General features: G+C 71.7%; 14 protein-coding genes and 1 pseudogene. 6 read left to right on the top strand and 9 right to left on the bottom strand.

Annotated elements, in window-relative coordinates; translation table 11 throughout:
- The first annotated feature begins 64 nt into the window (after positions 1-64).
- Positions 65-835: a TSUP family transporter gene (locus tag ACIGXE_RS33605; protein WP_399753516.1), complete on the top strand. Its 771-nt coding sequence runs from the start codon at positions 65-67 to the stop codon at positions 833-835.
- A 4-nt stretch (positions 836-839) separates the two neighbouring features.
- A complete protein-coding gene (locus tag ACIGXE_RS33600; protein ID WP_399753514.1) occupies positions 840-1,835 on the top strand; it encodes a hypothetical protein in 996 nt (331 codons plus the stop codon).
- Here the strand turns inward: ACIGXE_RS33600 and ACIGXE_RS33595 are convergent.
- Positions 1,799-4,822 carry an AfsR/SARP family transcriptional regulator gene (locus tag ACIGXE_RS33595; RefSeq protein WP_399753512.1) on the bottom strand — a complete coding sequence of 1,008 codons (3,024 nt, stop codon included), beginning with the start codon at positions 4,820-4,822 and terminating at the stop codon, positions 1,799-1,801. The two genes, ACIGXE_RS33600 and ACIGXE_RS33595, sit on opposite strands and share 37 nt — an antisense overlap.
- Positions 4,823-5,142: 320 nt before the next feature.
- Here ACIGXE_RS33595 and ACIGXE_RS33590 point away from each other — a divergent pair, with 320 nt between their 5' ends.
- A complete protein-coding gene (locus ACIGXE_RS33590; protein WP_399753510.1) occupies positions 5,143-5,997 on the top strand; it encodes a DMT family transporter in 855 nt (284 codons plus the stop codon).
- Between the two features lie 274 nt (positions 5,998-6,271).
- On the opposite strand, the gene ACIGXE_RS33585 is transcribed toward ACIGXE_RS33590, so the two are convergent.
- The 4 genes from ACIGXE_RS33585 to ACIGXE_RS33570 form a co-directional block, all read right to left on the bottom strand.
- The gene (locus ACIGXE_RS33585) at positions 6,272-6,748 is read right to left on the bottom strand and encodes an ATP-binding protein (RefSeq protein WP_399753508.1); all 477 of its coding nucleotides are present in this window, start codon (positions 6,746-6,748) and stop codon (positions 6,272-6,274) included.
- Positions 6,749-7,145: 397 nt separating this feature from the next.
- Positions 7,146-7,568 carry a heme-binding protein gene (locus tag ACIGXE_RS33580; RefSeq protein ID WP_399753506.1) on the bottom strand — a complete coding sequence of 141 codons (423 nt, stop codon included), beginning with the start codon at positions 7,566-7,568 and terminating at the stop codon, positions 7,146-7,148.
- Positions 7,569-7,619: 51 nt separating this feature from the next.
- Entirely contained in the window at positions 7,620-8,873 is a 1,254-nt protein-coding gene (locus ACIGXE_RS33575; RefSeq protein WP_399753504.1) for an MFS transporter, read from the bottom strand.
- A gap of 151 nt (positions 8,874-9,024) precedes the next feature.
- Positions 9,025-9,804, bottom strand: coding sequence for an NAD(P)H-dependent oxidoreductase (locus ACIGXE_RS33570; protein ID WP_399753501.1), 780 nt, complete (start codon positions 9,802-9,804; stop codon positions 9,025-9,027).
- 139 nt (positions 9,805-9,943) lie between these two features.
- On the opposite strand from ACIGXE_RS33570, the gene ACIGXE_RS33565 reads away from it, so the two are divergent.
- Positions 9,944-10,789, top strand: coding sequence for a helix-turn-helix transcriptional regulator (locus ACIGXE_RS33565; RefSeq protein WP_399753499.1), 846 nt, complete (start codon positions 9,944-9,946; stop codon positions 10,787-10,789).
- 164 nt (positions 10,790-10,953) lie between these two features.
- On the top strand, positions 10,954-11,277 hold the full coding sequence (locus ACIGXE_RS33560; RefSeq protein WP_399753497.1) for a hypothetical protein: 324 nt from the start codon (positions 10,954-10,956) through the stop codon (positions 11,275-11,277).
- 499 nt (positions 11,278-11,776) lie between these two features.
- Here ACIGXE_RS33560 and ACIGXE_RS33555 read toward each other — a convergent pair whose 3' ends face one another.
- The 4 genes and pseudogenes from ACIGXE_RS33555 to ACIGXE_RS33540 all read right to left on the bottom strand — a co-directional run bounded on the left by ACIGXE_RS33555 (position 11,777) and on the right by ACIGXE_RS33540 (position 15,601).
- Positions 11,777-12,820: a pentapeptide repeat-containing protein gene (locus ACIGXE_RS33555; RefSeq protein WP_399753521.1), complete on the bottom strand. Its 1,044-nt coding sequence runs from the start codon at positions 12,818-12,820 to the stop codon at positions 11,777-11,779.
- Positions 12,821-13,567: 747 nt separating this feature from the next.
- Positions 13,568-13,675, bottom strand: a pseudogene (locus tag ACIGXE_RS33550) (hypothetical protein); the annotation flags it as partial.
- Between the two features lie 739 nt (positions 13,676-14,414).
- Complete coding sequence (locus ACIGXE_RS33545; RefSeq protein WP_399753495.1) at positions 14,415-14,774, bottom strand: SCO0607 family lipoprotein; 360 nt, start codon at positions 14,772-14,774, stop codon at positions 14,415-14,417.
- A 359-nt stretch (positions 14,775-15,133) separates the two neighbouring features.
- On the bottom strand, positions 15,134-15,601 hold the full coding sequence (locus ACIGXE_RS33540; RefSeq protein WP_399753493.1) for a hypothetical protein: 468 nt from the start codon (positions 15,599-15,601) through the stop codon (positions 15,134-15,136).
- A gap of 218 nt (positions 15,602-15,819) precedes the next feature.
- On the opposite strand from ACIGXE_RS33540, the gene ACIGXE_RS33535 reads away from it, so the two are divergent.
- Positions 15,820-17,052 carry an amidohydrolase gene (locus ACIGXE_RS33535; RefSeq protein ID WP_399753491.1) on the top strand — a complete coding sequence of 411 codons (1,233 nt, stop codon included), beginning with the start codon at positions 15,820-15,822 and terminating at the stop codon, positions 17,050-17,052.
- Positions 17,053-17,125: the final 73 nt, after the last annotated feature.

Here is a 17,125-nt window from a genome sequence, read left to right as displayed (position 1 = left end):
CGAGAGCATGATGCCGCGGCCGCGCGTTCTGCCGGCGCTCTCGAAGATCACCGGGGTGCTCTGAGTGGACGTCGAGGTTGTCGCCGGTCTCCTCTTCGCGGCGGCCGCCGCGGGCTGGGTCGACGCCGTCGTCGGCGGGGGAGGGCTCATCCTCATCCCCGCCCTCCTGATGGCGTTCCCCCACCTGCCGCCCGCGGCCGCGCTCGGCACGAACAAGCTCACCGCCATCACCGGGACGACCGTGGCGGCCGCCACGTACGCGCGGCGGACCAAGCTGGACAGGTCCGTCGCCCTGCCGGCCGCCCTGCTGGCCGTCCCGGCGGCCGGGTTCGGCGCCCTGTCGGCCTCGAGCCTTCCGGCGAGCTGGTTCCGGCCGGTCATCATGGCCCTGCTGATCGCGGTGGCGGTGTTCGTCGTGCTGCGCCCGCAGTTCGGTTCCGTCGTCGAGGACGCGGACGCCGTGGGGAGCCGCCGCCGGCTCCTCGCCGTGGCCTTGGCGGGATGCGGCATCGGCTTCTACGACGGTGTGTTCGGCCCGGGCACCGGGACGTTCCTCATCATGATCTTCACGAGCATGCTGGCCCTGGAGTTCCTCCAGAGCTCGGCGCTCGCGAAGGTCGTGAACGTCGGCACCAACCTCGGGGCGCTGACCGTCTTCGCCTACCAGGGGCAGGTGCTGTGGCTGCTCGGCGCGGCCATGGCGCTGTGCAACATCGCGGGCGCCACGCTCGGGGCGCGGACCGCCCTCAAGCGCGGTTCCGGCTTCGTGCGCGTGGTGCTGCTCGTGGTGGTGAGCGTGCTGGTCCTGAAGCTCGCGTTCGACCAGTTCGGGTGAGACCGTGACCGGACTCCAGCGCATCCACGACCCGCAGGGACGGTCACTGCCGAACGCCGTCGACCTCGGCCCCGCGACCGGTCTCGGCCCCGCCGTCGACCTCGCCGCGATGCGCGACGAGGTCGAGGCCCTCTCCGGCAGCGGCGCGCCCCTCGCCGTCGCCGAAGGGCGGCGCGTCCTGCCGCTGCGCAGCCCCGGCGGCGACCCCCACCGGACCGACCCCGCGGGCCCCGGCCTGGAGGCCTTCGCACCGACCCCCTGGTGCGAGCGGCTTCCCGCGCTGGGCGCGTTCCTCGCCGCGCTCCCCGCCCCGCTCCGCGCCGTACGGCTGATCGCCCTCGCACCCGGCGCCGTCTTCAAGGGCCTGCGGTCCGTGAAGAACGGGCCGCCGTGGGGCCTGTGCCGCCTGCACCTCCCGATCGTGAGCGGAGCGAGGACGAAGGTCGTCTTCCCGGACGGCAGCCACCGCTGGACCGCCGGCGGCCTGTGGTTCTCCGCCGCGTGGCGCCAGCACGCCCTGGTGAACGACCACGCCACGGACCTCGTCCACCTGGTCGTCGACCTGCACCACACCTCAGGCGTGACCGAGCTCTTCCCCGAGGAGCTGCGCCCCCGGCTGAGGCCGCCCGCGGCCCTCGAACGGCGCCGCGAGATCCCGCTCCGACCGGCCGACCTGGCCCGCCACGCCTGCCGTTTCGCCCTGCCGGAGTCCTTCGCGAACTGGGAGCAGCCGGGCCACTTCCTGCCCCACCGGCTCCTGCGGGGCGTGGTCGCGGCGCAGCTGGTCCCGCGCCGCGACACGCTCCTCCTCGTCATGGACGGCCGGCCCTTCTGCGCCCTGGAACACATCGGTCACGGCGAGTTCCGGATGCGCGGCTGGAGCGACGAGCGCACGCTCCAGGTCACCCTGGACGCCGGACGGCCGACCGGCGTGGTGGTGCGGGCACGGGAAGGCGCCAACACCTACGTCACGTCCCTGCCCGCGGTCCCGCCGGACTGAGCGGACAGCGCCGCCGTGAACCGTTCGAGCCGGGACGCGGCGCCGATCCGACGGCACAGCTCCGCTCCCTGCGTCAGCAGGGAACGGGCCTCGCCCGGCTCCCCGTCCCGCTCCCGCGCGTCGGCCAGGCTCAACAGGACCTCCAGCTCGAGCAGCGGGTCCTGGATGGCCCGCGCGTCGGCCCGCGCCTTCTCCAGCCGCTCCCGGCCCCGAGCCGTACGACCCGACCGGACGTCGACGGTGCCGAGCCCCAGCAGCGCCGCGCAGCTCCCGCTCCGGTCACCCAGCCGGTCGGTCACCTCCAGGGCCCGGCGGTAGTTCTCGTGCGCCGCGGCGAGCTCGTCACGGGCCAGCGCGAGATCGCCGCGGGCCAGCCGCACCTGACCGGCGCTGCGCCCCGCGAAGGACGCGGCCATGCTCTCCGCGGCGAGCAGCGACGTCTCCGCCTCGTCGGCGCGTCCCAGCTCCAGCAGGGTCTGCGCGGTCCAGCGCAGGACCTGCGCCTGCGCCTCGAGGTCGCCGGCCTCCGCCAGGACCGGCAGGCACCGCCGCCAGCTCTCCAGCGCCTCGGCGGTGCGTCCCTGGACCCGGTCGGCGCACGCCGCCTTGCGCTGGGCGAGGGCGCGCCCGTGGTGCTCGCCCACCTCCCCGAAGAGCTCCTGCGACCGTCGCAAGAGGGGCAGCGCCTCGTCGTACGCACGCCGCGTCAGGTAGAGGTCACCGAGCCCCAGCAGCACGCTCGCCTCACCGCGTTTGTTGCCCTGTTGCCGTGCGGCGTCCAGCGAGACCTCGTGGGTGCGCTGCCAGTCGTCGAAGTGGAAGCGGATGCTGAACAGACAACGGGACGTGGCCGCCAGGTCCCAGGCGAGCTCGTCCTCGTCGTGCTCCGCCGCCTGGACGCACATGGAGGTGACGGTCGTCCGGTCGGCCTCGTACCACCCCAGCGGGTCGGCGGCCACGCGCCCGACGATGTCCGGGTCCACGGCCGGGCGGACGTTGCGGCTGTGGATCACGGTGAAGTCGCCGCCGCAGACCTTGCGGTGCGCCAGATCGGTCAGGGCCAGCGTGGTGGCGGCGGTCCGCCGTAACGCCGCCGTCCGCGCGGCCTGCGGCTCGCCCTCCTCCAGGCACTCCAGCGAGAAGAGCCGGACCAGATCGTGCATGCGGTAACGCGTGCGGTTGCTGCCCGGCGGCGAGACGACGTCGACGAGGCGGGCGTCCACCAGCTCTTCGAGCACTTCCTCCGCCTCGTCGACGGGGAGGTCCAGCAGCGGCCCGCACACCCACTCGGCGAAGTCCCCGGCCCTGAGCATGGCCAGCCGGCGGAACAGCCGACGCGCCTGCGGCTCCAGTCCCTGGTGCGACAGTTCGAGGCTGCTGCGGACCTCGAGCCCCTCGTGCGCGAGCTCGTCCAGCCGGCGGCGCTCGTCCGCCAGCCGCGCCGCCGCCTTCCGCAGCGACCAGTGCGGCTTCGACGCCAGCTTGGCCGCCACGATGCGTACGGCGAGGGGCAGCCGGCCGCAGTACTCGGCCAGGGCGCCCGCCGCCTCGGGCTCGGCGGACACCCGGTCGGCGCCGAGGATGCGACTGAACAGCTGCCGGGCCTGGTCAGGGCCGAGCACGTCCAGTTCGAGGACCCGGGCGTGGGGTACGGACGTCAGGCGCACGCGACTGGTGACCAGCACGGCGCAGCTTCCGGTGCCGGGCAGCAGCGGGCGCAGCTGCCCGGCGTCGCCCGCGTTGTCCAGCACCAGCAGGATCCGGCGCTTGGCCAGCAGGCTGCGGAACAGCGCGGACCGGTCGTCGAGCGAGTCCGGCACCGCCGACCCGGCGACTCCCAGATCCCGTAGGAACCGCCCCAGGGCCTCGTGCGGCGACAGCGGGTTCCCGCTCATCCCGCCCAGGTTCACGTACAGCTGCCCGTCCGGGTACACGTCGCGCAGTCGGTGGGCGATGTGGACGGCGAGCGTCGTCTTCCCGGTGCCGCCCGGCCCGACGACCACGGCCACGGGCGCGGCCCGGACTGCTTCCGACTGTGCCAGGTGGGCGACCGCCGTCTCGAACTCGCCGTCCCTTCCGACGAATTCGGGAAGATCCCCGGGGAGCTGGCACAGCGAAGGAATGCCCTGACCCTGCCCGCCGTGCTCCGGCCCGCCGTGCTCCCGACCGCCGGAGCCCGAAACGCGGAAGGAGACCGGCGGTTTCCTCGACGTCTCCGCGGGACCGGACAACACCGATTCCAGCATGCGCTGGAGCTCGTTTCCCGGGACCACTCCGAGTTCCTCCCGCAGGAGATCGGAGGTGGAATGGTAAAGCTCCAGGGCGTCGGCCCGGCGTCCGGACTCGAACAGCGCCTGCATGAGCTGGGCGCGGGGTCTTTCCAGCAGAGGATGCTCCTCGACGAACGCCGAAAGCCCGACGATCATCTCCTCGTGCATGCCGAGGCCGAGCTGGATGTCGGAGCAGCTTTCGCGCAGGGCGATGTACTCCTCTTCCAGCCGTCGTGTCTCGGGCTGCCACACCTGACTGCCCAGCCCGGAGAGCACGGGCCCCCGCCAGAGCCTCAGGCCCGCCTCCATCAGGGGCAGGGCCCGCTGGAGATCACCGGACTCGACGAAACCGCGCGCTTCGCGGTGGGCCGCGCGGAATTCCACGGCGTCCACCCGGACTCCGTGCGCGACATCGAGCTCGTAGCCGGGTCGCCGGGTGGCGATGATCTCCTGCGGGGCCCCGACCCGGCGAAGGGTGCCGCGGAGCGCGGACACGATCGAGGCGATTTGATTGGTCGGATCGGAGGGAAGCGCGTCTTCCCAGATGCTGTCGGCCAGATACTGAATTCCGACCCTCTTCCCGGCATTGAGCGCGAGCGCCCCGAGCATGGCGCGCTGCCGAGTGGCCGGCACTTCCAGGACACGCCCGTCGATTCTCACTTCGAGCGGCCCCAGTATGCGAACGTCCAGGAGTATCCGCTGCGGCGCGGTATCCATCGCCCTCCCCCGTGGGCTTGATCATTTCCGAACTCCCCAAGACGTACCACGCCCGTCCGTCACCCGCAGAGCGGTCACGCGGCAGCACGCGCGCGAACCACGGACCCGGTCCGCGCACTTGCGGCGGTCCGGCGCCGGGAGCCAGGCCGGGATCCGTCGCCGAGTCCGTCAGGTCGGGCGACTCCCTCCCTCAGCAGGGAAAGCACGCATCCCGCGTCGGGGACCCCAGGCGCCGGTCGAACTCCGGCAGCCGTGCAGGAGCTCGTTCGTACGGCGGTGTCGTCGCCCGTCGGGCGTCCGCTCCCGGAGAGTATGGGGGCATGGGCGTCGTCCTGCCGGTTCTCTTCGCGCTGTGTGCCGCGTTCAGCAACGCGCTGGCCACCGTGCTCCAGCGGCGTGCCGCGCTGACCGTCCCCCGGTCGGACTCCTTCCGGCCCGGGCTGATCCTGGACCTGGTGCGGCGTCCTCTCTGGCTCGCCGGGATCCTCGCCGTGATCGTCGCGGGGGTGGGGCAGGCGGCGGCGCTGGCGACGGGCGCGCTGTCCCTCGTGCAACCGCTGTTCGTGCTCGAACTGCCCCTGGCCCTGCTGATCGCTTCGGTGATGGCCCGCGAACGGTTGTCCGGCCGGCTGTGGGCGGCCGTCGCCGCCGTCGTGTGCGGGCTGGGCGTGGCCCTGCTGGCCGCCTCGCCCGCCGGAAACCGCACCCGGGTCGAGCTGGACCGCTGGCTGCCGACGCTCGTCGTCTGCGCCGTCGCCGTGGTGGCACTGGCGGCGGCGGGGCTGCGTCGGCCGTCCGGCCGGGCCCGCGCGGGCTGCCTCGGCGCGGCGACGGCGATCTGTTACGCGCTGACCGCCGCCCTGATGAAGACCTCCATGCACATCCTCGGAGGGGACGGGTTCGTCGCCTTCCTGACGTCCTGGCAGACCTACGCGTTCTGCGTGGCCGGGATCGCGGCCGTGCTGCTGCTGGAGCACGCCATGCAAGGCGGCCCCCTCGTCGCCTCGCAGCCCGCCCTCACCCTCGGCGACGCCACGGTGAGCCTGACCCTCGGCGTACTGCTCTACGAGGAGCACGTCCGGACCGGCTGGTGGCTGCTGCCCCAGCTGGCCGGCATCGCGCTGATCGTCGTCGGGGTGTTCGCCCTCGCCCGCAGCGGCGTCAGCTCGGCCTGAGCCGGCCCGGTGGCGGTGACGTAGCTGCCGCCGGAGTCTCCGAGTGCGGAGCACGCGCTGCATTCGGAACTGCCGACCCGGGTGCCGTCCTTGCCACCGCTCTGGGGGCGCGGGGCGTCGGCCGACGCCGTGACGTGGACGAGACCGCCGTACGAGTCAAAGGTGTGCAGGAACGCGGAGGTGGCCTCGGTGGCGCGGCTCGGGTGAGCGGTGACCTCGATCCGCGTTCGCCGAGCGCGGCGGTCTCCACCCCAGGGCGTCAGGAACCGGCTCCTCAGGCGGCCGTCGCCAAGACCGGGCAGCGGGCGACGACACGGGTGCCGCCCGGCGTGACGTCCGCGGCCCACCAGCTCGTGCAGGCCGTGACCAGCGCCAGGCCCCGGCCGAACGCGGCACCGTCGTCCTCGGGCACCTGTCGAGGGGAGTGACGGTCCAGCCAGCGCCCCTGGTCCCTGACCTCCACGGTCAGCCCCGCCCCGTCGAACGAGACCAGCACCGCCACCTCGGCGCTGCTGCTGTGGAGCACCACGTTGGTGACCAGCTCGCTGACGACGAGGAGCGACGCGTCGGCCGTATCGGCGGGCACCGCCCATCGTCGGACCGCGTCGCGGACGAAGTGCCGCACGGTCGGAACGGTCGCGGGTGTCACCGGCAGCGCGCACAGTGCCACCGCTGGAGTGGGTGCGCCAGAGGCGTCACCGCGCCGGTCGCGGTCGGCCAGGAGGAGGGTGTGGTGCTCGGTGGTGATCACGTCAGCTCCCGAGGTGTCCCGCATGTGGCGGTCGGTGGTGCACTTCCACGTGCCGGTCGCCGACGGGCCACAGCCATGCCGGGCACGAACGTGCGGATATGCAGGGATCCGGTGCCGATCCCCGTGATGTCACCTGACCGCTCTCTCGCAGCGGGCCGATCGTCATGCAGTCATGTTCTCCACCGGCAGCCCTCAGAGGCATCGGGGGAATCCCTTGTCGTCCCCTCTTGTACGGGGACGGTGCGGGGAGGGGCGGGTACGTGGAGGCGATGCTCAGCCACGTGAGCCACTGCCCGCCGCCGAACGCGGGTTCGGCGGCCGGAGCAGCTGCGAGGTTGCGCAGGCGCTTGACCTGCGCAACCCGGCAACGTGAGGCCGGATGCGGCCTCGTGCCGCATCACCGGGGGAGTGCTCGGAGTGCGGTGGTGGCGAAGGAGTGGTCCTGTTCGGGGGCGCCGCCGCCGACGCCGATGGCGCCGATGAGGGTGCCGTCGCGGTGGATCGGCAGACCGCCGGCGATGAAGAGCAGCGGCCGGTCGAGGGCGGTGGTCAGCGAGTGGAACGGGCCGTCGGGCTTGACGAGGTCAACCAGGTCGGCGGTGGCGGCGTTGAGCTGGAGGGCGGTGTAGGCCTTGCGGGTGCTGGTCTCGCCCGCGATGAGGACCGAGCGGTCGTCGCGTCGGAAGGCGAGCAGGTGTCCGCCGGCGTCGAGCACGGTGATGCTGACGGTGGCCTCGGCGGCCTCGGCGGCGCGGCGGGCGGCGGCGATCAGGACCTCGGCGTCGTCGGTGGTCAGCGGGGTGACGGTGGTGGTGCTCATGGCGCATCTCCTGCAGGGGTGAGGGGGGAGGGGTGAGGGGGGAGGGTGGATTCAGTGGTGGACGGTGGTGGCGGCCACAGGGGCTGCCTCGGCCACCGCGGCCCGCGCCGCGGGCGTGGGGGCCCGCCGTTCCAGCGCGGCGGACCAGAAGGCGAGGCCGAGCGCGGCGGCGGCGAGGACGGCACCGACCCAGTTCGGGGACGTGTAGCCGAAGCCGGCGGCGATGACGACGCCGCCGAGCCAGGCGGCGAGCGCGTTGCCGAGGTTGAAGGCGCCGATGTTGACGGCGGAGGCCAGGGTCGGCGCGCCGTGCGCCTGGTCGAGGACGCGCTTCTGCAGCGGGGGCACGGTGGCGAAGCCGAGCGCCCCGACGAGGAGGATGGCGACCGCGGCGAGGATCTTGTCGTGGGCGGCCACGGTGAACAGCGCGAGAACGATCGCGAGCCCGCTCAGCGTGACGTACAGCAGGGGCATCAGCGCACGGTCGGCGTACCGGCCGCCGAGCAGGTTGCCCAGGAACATGCCGACGCCGAAGAGGACCAGCAGCCAGGTGACGGCGCCGTCGGAGTAGCCGGCTACCTCGGTCATCATCGGCGTGATGTAGGTGATCGCGGCGAAGACGCCGCCGAAGCCGAGGACGGTCATCGCCATCGCGAGCAGCACCTGCGGGTTGCGGAAGGCCTTGAGCTCCCCGCGCAGCCGGGCGCCTTCGGGGCGGGGCATGGCGGGGACGAGCTTCGCGACGCCGAGCAGTCCGGCGACGCCGAGGGTGGCCACGATCGCGAAGGTGGAGCGCCAGCCGACGGACTGCCCGATGAAGGTGCCGAGTGGCACGCCCACGATGTTCGCCACGGTCAGCCCGGTGAACATGGTGGCGATGGCGCCGGCCTTCTTGTCCGGGGCGACGAGATCGGCCGCGACGACGGACCCGATGCCGAAGAACGAGCCGTGGGCGAGCGAGGCGACGACGCGGCCGGCCAGCATCAGCCCGAAGCTCGGCGCGAAGGCGGAGAGCAGGTTTCCGGCCACGAACAGGCCCATGAGCATCATGAGCATCCGCTTGTGGCTCACTCGGTTGCCCAGGACGGTCAGCAGCGGCGCACCCAGGACGACGCCGAGGGCGTACCCGGTGACCAGCAGGCCTGCGGTGGGTATGGAGACGCCGTAGTCGGCGGCGATCTCGGGCAGCAGCCCCATGATCACGAACTCGGTCGTACCGATACCGAAGGCCCCGACGGTGAGCGCGAGCAGAGCGAGGGGGGTGGCTCGCCCCGGCCCGGAATTACTTGAACGATCCCTTTGCATGCGTCCACAATAGTTGCATGCGCGCTATACATGCAAACGCGGGTATGGGGGGCCTGGAAGCGCCCCGCGGTGTCTTCGTTGCAGTGCAGCGGGCTGTGCACGCGGGGTGGGCGAGCCTGCGCCCCCGGCTCCCCCTGTCCGGTGCCGGCGGTCAGCCGCGCACGTGCAGCCCGAAACCGGTGCGGCCCGCGGCCTCCAATCCCGCCTTCAGGTGCAGCGAGGGGATCTCGTAGTCGCCGAAGTTCTGCCGCCGGAACGGGATCGGCTCAGTCGACTTCAGCGTGAGCAGGCGCTGTTCCCAGGCCTTGGCGATGTCCTGGTAGTCGTCGTCGGTCAACCGGTCGGTGCCGTACAGCACGAACGGCGGCAGGACCTCGATGCCGGGGTAGTAGAGGATGCCGTGGTGGATCGGGAAGAGGAGGTCGTCGATGGGGCCGTTGATCCCCCTGGCCGCGTAGTGCGCCTCCGGGCCGCCGGCGGTCACCGAGAGCAGCGCCCTCTTCCCCGCGAGGGTCCCTTCGCCGAAGCGCTCGCCGTACTTGGTGTCGCTGTGCTCGCCGACGCCGTACGCGAAGTGGTAGGTGAACACCCGGTCCACCCAGCCCTTGAGGATGGCGGGCATCGTGTACCACCACAGCGGGAACTGGAAGATGATCGTGTCGGCCCACAGCAGCTTCTCCTGCTCGGCGCGAACGTCCGGGGAGAGCGTCCCGGCGTCGAAGGCCCGGCCCGAGTCCAGGGCGACCTTCAGCGGGCTCGAGGCGGCGGGGCCGTAGTCCGCGGCGTCCACGACCGCCTTCCAGTTCATCGCGTACAGGTCGCTCACCCGTACCTCGTGCCCGGCGGCCTCGAGCGTGGCGACCGCCAGGTCCTTCAGCGAGCCGTTGAGCGACCGGGGCTCCGGGTGGGCGTAAACGATCAGCGTCTTCATGGGAACTCCTTCGGATCGGATGCCTTCGATCCTGGGCGTCGCGACGCCCGGCGTTCAGGGACGCCTCGTCCGGCGGACCGGACTTCCTGGGAACGACAGGACCACCTTCGCGGGCGCGGCCGAGGCGATACTGGGAGCCATGGACGATCTTGCAGGGTTCCTGCGGACCCGCCGTGCCCGGGTCGACCCGGCGGCCGTCGGCATTCCCACCGACAGCCGCCGACGGGTCGAAGGACTGCGCCGCGAAGAGGTCGCGCACTTGTCGGGGGTCAGCGTCGACTACTACGTGCGCCTGGAGCAGGGCCGCGCGAGGCAGCCCTCCGAGCAGGTGCTCGACGCACTCGCCCGCGTCCTCGCGCTCGACGAGACCGAACGCGGGCACCTCCACCGGCTCGCCCGGCAGCGCCGCCGCGCGAAGGCGCCGAGCGGCCGGGTCCGTCCGGAGCTGCTGCGCGTCCTCGGCCTGGTCGCCGACGCGCCCGCGCTGATCATGGACCACCGTCTGGAGGCGCTCGCGGGGAACCGCCTCGCCGGGCTCCTCTTCGGCCGGCCGATGCCGGGCCTGAACATCGCCCGCCACGTCTTTCTGGAGGAGGGCGAGCGCGGCCTCTACGCGGAATGGGAGCAGTGCACCGTCGACGTGGTCGGGCACCTGCGTCTGGCCGTCGGCAAGTTCCCCGACGATCCCCGCCTGGCCTCCCTCATCGGAGAGCTGGCGATGGGCAGCGAGCGCTTCCGCTGCCTCTGGGCGCGGGCGGACGTGCGCGCCCGCACCCATGGACGCAAGACGTACCGGCACCCGCTGGTCGGCACGCTGGAACTGCACCAGGAGAACTTCGCCCTGCCGAACGGATCAGGCATGGAGCTGGTGGTGCTGTCCGCGCCTCCCGACAGCTCCGCCGAGGACGGACTGCGCCTGCTCGCGAGCCTGGGCCCGGCCAGTGGTGACGTCCGTCCTGCGGTGAAGGCCCGGACCCACGAGTAACAGCAGCGTCCGCCCGTATTGCCCAGCGCTGGTGGAAGCGGTCTGCGTGGGCTGATACGGCTGACACGCGGGTCAAGTTCAGGCTGCTTCGGAGTGTTTGCCCTGTCTCAGGAGTAGTTGCTGGAAATATCCCAGTACAAGTCCGTGGGTGAAGAGGAGGAGCTATGTCGGTGATCATGACGCTGGAGGTAGCCGGCGATCCGAAGGCGTTGGAGGAGTACGCCCAGGACAACGCGGAGAAGATGCGGGATGTCCTCGAAGCGGCGAAGCGTCATGGCCTCATCGCGCACCGCTTCTACGGCTCTGACGAGGGCAGCAGCGTGATGGTCGCGGACGAGTGGCCTGACCGGCAGAGCTTCGAGTCGTTCTTCCAGGAGCAGGAGTCCGAGATCCGGCCGATGTTCGAAGCCGCAGGAGTAACGGCGGACATCCAGCCGACGTTCTGGCGGGAGCTCTCGACGCGCGACGCCCACGGTTGGGGCGCCTGATCCCGGCGGCACCGCGCAGGCCCGACTGAACAGGCTGAGACCGCCCGTGGTCGGGAGGGCCGCATCAGGCCGAACCCGGGCAGGTCACGACAGCCGCACAGTCGATGAGCAACCACGCTCGGGGCTGAGGGCACGTCCGTTCCCGCCGCCCCCCGGGCCGGGCCCGGATGATGTCATGGTTGAACTCCCGGGCCCGTAGGCATCCCGGTGCGATCAGCGGACTTCGGTCTTTCCGGCCGCCGTGGCGGTGACCCGTACGGCGCTTCCGCGTAGGTCATGAGCACTGCCTGGCCGCGTGGGCGCCGCCGTCCTGGACGACGCGACGCGGCCCGGAGCGGGCTGCCTTGGGGACGGGGCCGAACGGTTTGCGGGCGCCTGGCTGAGGCGGTCGACTGTGGCGGCGGGTCGGTCGTAGATGACGTGGATACGTGGCCTCGTGCCCTCGTACAGAACGGCCTCGAGGCGGTCGTGGTGCTTCGGGAGCAGTTCACCGCCCGCCTCACGGCACGCCGATTGCGCCGTCAAGTTTCGCGCCGGTGAGGTTCGCTCCGGTCAGGTCGACGGAGAGGAGGGTTGCTTTCGACAGGTCGGCGTTCGTCAGATTCGCGCCGGCCAGCTTGGCCTCGAAGCAGTTCGCGCCGCTGAGGTCCGCGCCACTGAGGTTGGCGCCGGTCATGTCGGCGGCCGCCAGATCCGCGCCGCTGAAGTCGGCCCGAGATGCGGCCACACCGCGCAGGTCGGCCTTCCACAGGCTGGCGCCGGACAGGCGGGCCTCCGTGAGGTTCGCCTGCGGCAGGTCGGCGCCGTACAGGCCGGCGGACGACAGGTCGGCGCCCGCGAGAACGGCGCCGGTGAGATTCGCAGCGGTCACATCCGCCTCGGTCAGGTCGGCGTTGCGAAGGTCCGCGCCGTGTAGGTCCACACCGCTGAGGGCCGCCTCGATGAGAGTGGCGCCGCCGAGGTAGGTGCCGACCATGCTCGTGGTGCGCTCAAGGCGCGTGCGGGTCAGGTCGGCGTTCGGGAGCCTCGCTCGATCCAGGGCGACATCGGAGAGGTGGGCGTCGGCGAGCTTCGTTCCGACACCGGAGGCAGCGGTGAGATCCACGCCCGCGAGGTTCGCCTTCCGCAGGTCCGTCCGCGTGAGCTTCGCCTGGTGCAGGAGAAGGCGGTCGGCCGAGGCATCCTCGCGGATCAACTCCAGAGCCCGCAGGTCCGCGCCGGTCCAGTCGACCTTCGCCGCGCCGTCCTGGCCTCGCGGGCGGCTGGCGAGGACCCGCGCGACGGCCTGCACGTCCTCCGCCGCGGCGGGTGTGCCGTTCGGCCGGGGCGCGGTGGCGTGCGTGCGCACATACGCGGAGAGCACCGAGATGACACGCGGCTGATCACGGGCGGAGTCCTGCATGATGCGCTCCAGAGCGTAGATCCCTCCGAACCGAACGTCCCGTGATGCCGACCCCAGGTGCGCGATTGCCGCGTTGAACCGGTCGGTGATCTGGCCCTGCTCATTGATCCGCAGCTCTTCACGCGTCTGTACGACGGACATCCAGGTGAAGAGCAGCGCGATCAGCGCCGTCAGCCCGGGCAGGCTGGCAAGGACGAGCCCCCACGGACCGGCCCGGCCGCCGGTACGACTCTCACGAGCGTTCCGAATCTGGCGACCTCGGACAGTCCGCCGCGCCGGCCTTCGACTTCGAATCCTCACCCGTCCATCGCACGTGAAGGAACCGCATCCCGCACGTCTCCGCGCGCCGGTGGGGTGAGGTCGGCTGTCTATCACTCGCGGACGCGCCTCTGTTCCGGAGACCGTGCGCAGACCACTTCGGGCGTTGTCCGTCAGCTTTGTGAGGTGGTCCGCGAGGCCCTCCCGGAGATCGATCCGACACCTCAGGGGAGGCGGTGGAGCAGGGCGGTGAAGTGTTCGTCGGGGTGTCCCGGGGCGAGAACGAGCGGCATGTCGGCGGCATCGGATGGTGACCGCTCCGGAGAATGGAAAGGGCGGAGACGGTACGGGCGAGCTCCTGATGCCGGCCGAAGTCCTCGTGGCCAACGGGTGTCGGCGCACACGTGAACGTGCCTGGTCACGTACGGATGATCGTGCTCGGTTTGCTGACGTACTCGGGGTGTGTGGTGGGCACTCTGCCGCCGGCCTGTCGGAGTGGTGGAGGACGGCTGACCCTGGTGCTGGATCCGCAACGGTGGAGGGAGCGCGGCCCAGGCCGTACGTGCCGGGCGCCCAGTGGCTGGTGAACGGGTGGAGGGCACGCAGTGCCGGCTCGGCGTATGCCGCCTCGATCAGGGCTTGGTACGGCTCCTTCCAGGCGTACTCCAGTTCAGCCGCTTCCTGGCGCACGCTCTGCCACTCGGACTCCGTAAGAAGCGCGGGATGGTGGTCCGGCATCTCGACCCTGCTGGTCAGGTGGACGAAAGGGACCGCCCGGCGAATGTCATCCAGGGCTATCCCGTCGTGCCATGCCCGGCAGCTATGGCGACCTCGGTCAGATCCTCTGTCCTGCCGTCGAGGAGTGTCAGGCCCTGGAAGGGCTCCGTGCCGTGAATCGACCACCGACGTGCGTGGGACCACGCGCTGATCTTCAGCGGCTCGCGGTCGGCAGGGTGCTGGCGGCGGTCGGATGGAGCAGTGGATCGGAATCCGAGGGTGTGACCGGGGCGGCGTCGAGGCAGCCCTCCGCCTCGGCCCGAAACGCGGCAGCGAGGCTTCCGAAGGCTGCGACATCTGGGTACAGAGCTGAGAGATCAGGAGGGGTAGGCACGGCTCGATCGTGCCTGAGCCTCACTCGGGCAGGAGCTGGGATCCCAAAGCGCTTCGGCGGAAACGGACGCGACCCGGAAGGACGCGCGCGGGAACGGGGCCGCACCGGGTTCAGCGGCGTGCGGCCCAAGCGGGACCACAAGCGGCTGGTGCGTGCCCCGCCCGCCGGGAACGCCGGACGTCCCACCATGCGCGAAGGGCCATGCCCCAGCCCCTCCACCGTCCTCCGCGAGACGGGGAGGCGGCGCTCCCGACCGTGTCCGTGGCGGTATGAGACGGGACAAGCATCCGAGGAGGGTCCGGCCCTTCCGCCCCATGTCTGAAGCCGCCTCCACCGAGAGGTAGCCGGTCGGATCCGCCTCGCGGGTCAGCCCGCGTCCGGGGCGTCGATGATCTTGCCGTTCTTGTCGATCGTGTGGGTGTCCCAGTACACGTCCCACTTGTCGCCGACCTGCTGCGGCACCTTGCCCTCCGGGTATCGCACGAAACCGGCGGGGGGCTCCTGCTTGTCCGAGACGCAAGCGGATCCGGTGCCTCCCACGGCCAGGACGGGGTACTCCCCGCTGCTGCAGATGTCTTCCTGGTACTCGAAGCCGGCGCACCCGGTGAGGGCCACGACCGCGGCCACGCTCGCGACAGCAGCGCCTACGAGACGGCGGCCCTTTCCGGGACGCAAGGCAGTGGCGGATCGGTTCAGGCTTCGGGGCGTGTGCACGGCGCTCTCCATTTCGCTTGGTCTGGCACCACTCTCTCCGTCTGAAGCTGCCGTGCCGTGAGTACGCGTACTCAGAGATGTGCGGCTGGATGCTCAACGGGCCGTAGCCCGGGGGGACATATCAGAGTCGGTGGTGCGTCGAGCGGCTGCGGACCTTCGACCGTTACGACCTAGGCCGACGGTACGTTCAGCCTCGTTTGGAAGGGAAGGCGGAGGGCGTCTCTCGCGTCGGGATCCGTGCCAACGGCAGGGTCGTCGCCAGGGGCGGTGCCACCGGCCGTGCCGTGGTCACCGTCGTCGTCGCGTACCAGGCCGCACTCCGATTCGCCGCCGTTCTCTCCGGGCGTGATGCTCACCGAGCGGGATGCGTATCAGCTGTCGTAGAAGAACAGCTCAAGATCCTCCATGGACCCTGGCCCGGTCAGGAAGCCCTCCGCCTGGGCGATCTCCTTCTCTGGCGGTACCTGACGCTCTCGAAGAAGCTGTGTCATCCACTTCTCCCCCTGCTCGCCGATCGCGTAGATGGCGGACAGCAGCTCGGCCATACCTGCCGGGCGCTTCGGACTCCGCCCGGCGACAGGTTGGAGTTCCCACCCCCCTGCTCGGGCGGCAAGCCGGAGTACTCCAGCCCAATTGGCGATCCGCCCGACACGTACGTGCCACGAGTCCTCGGTGAACGGAGCCAGTCGACCGCCGTGCAGGGCATTGGTCGCGTCCATGATGTCCGCCACCACCTGCCGCTCCACGGCATCACGAACCCAGCGCCCCTCCTGCGCTTCCTCGATGGCGGCCGACCACCACTCCCACGCGCTGTCCAGCCGGGTCGTGAACGTATCCATCCCGACAGAATCCCACGGGCCATCCGGCACGTCCGTCGGGGCTGGTGCTTCGCCTGGGCCGCCGGTCCCCATGGCGGACGGGGACTGACCCACGACGACGTGGACGCGGCACGGTCGGCCCGTGGGTGTCCACGGCCGGCGCCCGTGGGTGTCGGACGCGCTCGGGGTGGAAGACGCGGGGAGTCAGAGAAGGCCGGCCCGGATCCGAGGAGGCCCATGTGTCACCGTCCCTGGAGTCCCACTACGCCCGGATCCGCCGGCAGGTGGACGCTCGCGCAGACCGCTTGTGGGAGGTGGCCCTCGCGCTGCACGGCGAGCCCGAGACCGCCTACGAGGAGCACCGGGCGGCCGGGCTCCTCAGCGGGGAACTGGCGCGTGGGGGCTTTCACGTACGGACGGGGGTGGCCGGCATGCCGACCGCCTTCGTCGCCGAGGCCGGGGCGGGCCGCCACCTCGGGGAGCGGGCCGGTGAACGGCCCAGGCCCTGCGTGGCCCTGCTGATGGAGTACGACGCGTTGCCGGGGCTCGGGCACGCCTGCGGGCACAACCTGATCGCGTCCGCGGGTCTCGGCGCGGCGCTCGCCGTACGGGCCGCGCTGGGTGAGACCGTCGGCACCGTGCTGGCCGTGGGAACGCCCGCCGAGGAGCGCGGCGGCGGCAAGGTCGCCATGGTGGACGCGGGCGTATTCGACGGAGTCGACGCGGCCCTCATGTTCCATCCGGGCGTGTACGACTGGGCCCGGGCGCCCCTGACCGCCAGCGCGCAGGTGCGGATCGGGTTCCACGGGCGGGCCGCCCACCCGACGGGCAACCCGACCCAGGGCATCGACGCCCTCGGCGCGTTGATCCAGCTCTTCAACACCCTTGGCGTCCTGACCCGGCGGCTGCCGCTCGGCTCCCATGTCCAGGGCATCGTCTCGGAGGGCGGCGACGCGACAAACATCGTCCCGGCCTACGCGGAGGGCCTCTTCGGGCTACGCGGCGCGACCACCACCGCGCTGAAGGACCTGGAGGGCCAGGTGCGCTCGTGCGCCGAGGGCGTCGCGCTCGCCACCGGCACCAGGGCGGAGGTGACGGACGTCGGCGGCCGCTACGAGCACTTCCGGGACAACGATGTGCTGTCGGACCTGTTCGCCGGCCACCTCGCGCGCACCGGCATCAGGCTCGGCGACCCGACGCCCGGGATCTACCTGGGCTCCTCGGACATCGGCAACGTGAGCACACGGGTCCCGGCCGTCCACCCGTTCGTCGCCATCATGGGCGCGGACGGACCGGACGGCTCCGATCACACGCCCCGCTTCGCGGCGGCGGCCGGCGGGCCCCGCGCCCGCGTCGTGATGCTGAGCGCGGCGGAAGCACTCGCGTGCACGGCCGCCGACGTTCTCCTCGGCACGGGCGTGGCGGAGCGTGCCTGGGACTGCCACCGTCGGCAGGCCGACGCGGGGCTGTGAGGGCGTCCGGCATGCCTCCGACCTCGCTCACCGGGTGGGAAGCGGCGTCCATGTGCACGCCGACGTACCCGAC

Origin of the sequence: Streptomyces sp. NPDC053431 (assembly GCF_044544925.1) — a bacterium.
Lineage (GTDB): Bacteria > Actinomycetota > Actinomycetes > Streptomycetales > Streptomycetaceae > Streptomyces.
The sequence above is the reverse complement of the archived record's forward strand: the minus strand, read 5'-3'. Positions and strand labels throughout refer to the sequence as shown.

Excerpts from the sequence above, each read along its gene's own strand:
- ACIGXE_RS33595 (WP_399753512.1), bottom strand. The coding sequence starts at position 4,822 with ATGGATACCGCGCCGCAGCGGATACTCCTGGACGTTCGCATACTGGGG.
- ACIGXE_RS33590 (WP_399753510.1), top strand. The coding sequence starts at position 5,143 with ATGGGCGTCGTCCTGCCGGTTCTCTTCGCGCTGTGTGCCGCGTTCAGC.
- ACIGXE_RS33580 (WP_399753506.1), bottom strand. The coding sequence starts at position 7,568 with ATGAGCACCACCACCGTCACCCCGCTGACCACCGACGACGCCGAGGTC.
- ACIGXE_RS33575 (WP_399753504.1), bottom strand. The coding sequence starts at position 8,873 with ATGCAAAGGGATCGTTCAAGTAATTCCGGGCCGGGGCGAGCCACCCCC.
- ACIGXE_RS33570 (WP_399753501.1), bottom strand. The coding sequence starts at position 9,804 with ATGAAGACGCTGATCGTTTACGCCCACCCGGAGCCCCGGTCGCTCAAC.
- ACIGXE_RS33565 (WP_399753499.1), top strand. The coding sequence starts at position 9,944 with ATGGACGATCTTGCAGGGTTCCTGCGGACCCGCCGTGCCCGGGTCGAC.
- ACIGXE_RS33560 (WP_399753497.1), top strand. The coding sequence starts at position 10,954 with ATGTCGGTGATCATGACGCTGGAGGTAGCCGGCGATCCGAAGGCGTTG.
- ACIGXE_RS33555 (WP_399753521.1), bottom strand. The coding sequence starts at position 12,820 with ATGTCCGTCGTACAGACGCGTGAAGAGCTGCGGATCAATGAGCAGGGC.
- ACIGXE_RS33545 (WP_399753495.1), bottom strand. The coding sequence starts at position 14,774 with ATGGAGAGCGCCGTGCACACGCCCCGAAGCCTGAACCGATCCGCCACT.
- ACIGXE_RS33540 (WP_399753493.1), bottom strand. The coding sequence starts at position 15,601 with ATGGATACGTTCACGACCCGGCTGGACAGCGCGTGGGAGTGGTGGTCG.